We start from the raw sequence: 1085 nt of genomic DNA, 5'->3' as shown, positions 1-1085 counted from the left end.
GACGTGCTGCTTGCCCTCGTAGGTGATGACCTTGCCATCGGCCTCACGGGTCATCGTGGCCGCACGCCGGTAGGCGGCGCTGGCGACGGCGCTCTTGCCGCGTCCGCGACTGATGAGCTGAGCCGAGAGGTGATAGATCGCCATGCGAGGCTCCCGAGCTTGGCTATTAGCAGCTAACTCAGGGAAACGCAAGTTTCCTTTAAGTGCGCCCCTTCGTAAAACTCAGGGGACTTTGCGGAGGCGCTGCGCGCCGAAGCTCCGTTTGAAGGAGGCCCCTATGGGGCCTCAATCATCTGCCCGGCGAAAGCCGGCCAGCGCGACGTCCAGCCTCGCGCTGGCATCGACGGAACCGGATCTCGGCGGACGGTCGAGGCTCGATCGACCCGGCCGCTGGGAACCGCACAGGTCGCGCCGCCGAAAAGAGGATGGAGAGGCCGGGAGCTCGACCACAAGCCCGACTTCTGCGGAGCACGTGTCTGCCCGTGATCTGCGATCCATGGGCACCAGTCCACAAGATCGTAAGTCTAACAAGCTCGGAGGTGTGACGCTGCGACCACGGACGTTCGGGTCCCTGACCCGACATCTCACACAATCTCTGACGCAGCGTTCCACATTCGTGTTGAGGGTGTTAACCAGCGTTGTCCAACGCAGAAGGAAACGGAGCAACCATGGCTAGGCCAAAGTCGCGCGAGGCGATCCTCGGCGAGATCCAGCAGCTGTCGAGCTCAATCGATGCGTTGAAGAAGAAGCTCTCCGACCACGACAAGGCCGAGGCTGCGCGTATCGGTGGCCTGGCAATGAAGGCTGGCCTGGGTTCGATCGCTATTCCCGAGGAGGCTTTGGCCAAGGCCTTCGAGGAACTGGTGGCGCGATTTCGTACGGAATACCCGGCGTTGGAGGAGCCAAAGGCAAAGGGACGTCGAAGCGCTCGATCGGCTCCAGAGGGAGCTAATGCTCAAGCGGAATGAGGAGCGGAAGCGGGACGCTCGCGAGAAGATCCAGCTCGGCGGCCTCGTCATCAAAGCCGGCCTTTCCGACCTGCCGAGCAATGTCCTGCTCGGCCTCCTGATCGAGGCTCGCGAGCG

At 62.7% G+C, this 1085-nt stretch carries 2 protein-coding genes; both read left to right on the top strand.

Annotated elements, in window-relative coordinates; genetic code table 11:
- Window positions 1-668: 668 nt before the first annotated feature.
- Window positions 669-968 (top strand): TraC family protein, encoded by a 300-nt coding sequence (locus tag VQ02_RS36410; protein ID WP_083469574.1) that lies wholly within the window; start codon window positions 669-671, stop codon window positions 966-968.
- A partial coding sequence (locus VQ02_RS32470) for a conjugal transfer protein TraD (protein ID WP_048448398.1) occupies window positions 952-1085 on the top strand: 134 nt, incomplete at its 3' end. The genes VQ02_RS36410 and VQ02_RS32470, both read left to right, overlap by 17 nt.

Origin of the sequence: Methylobacterium variabile, from assembly GCF_001043975.1 — a bacterium.
GTDB classification, from domain to species: Bacteria; Pseudomonadota; Alphaproteobacteria; order Rhizobiales; family Beijerinckiaceae; genus Methylobacterium; species Methylobacterium variabile.
Note: the sequence above shows the minus strand (reverse complement) of the source record. Positions and strands in the feature narration are given on the sequence as shown.

Excerpts from the sequence above, each read along its gene's own strand:
- VQ02_RS36410 (WP_083469574.1), top strand. The coding sequence starts at position 669 with ATGGCTAGGCCAAAGTCGCGCGAGGCGATCCTCGGCGAGATCCAGCAG.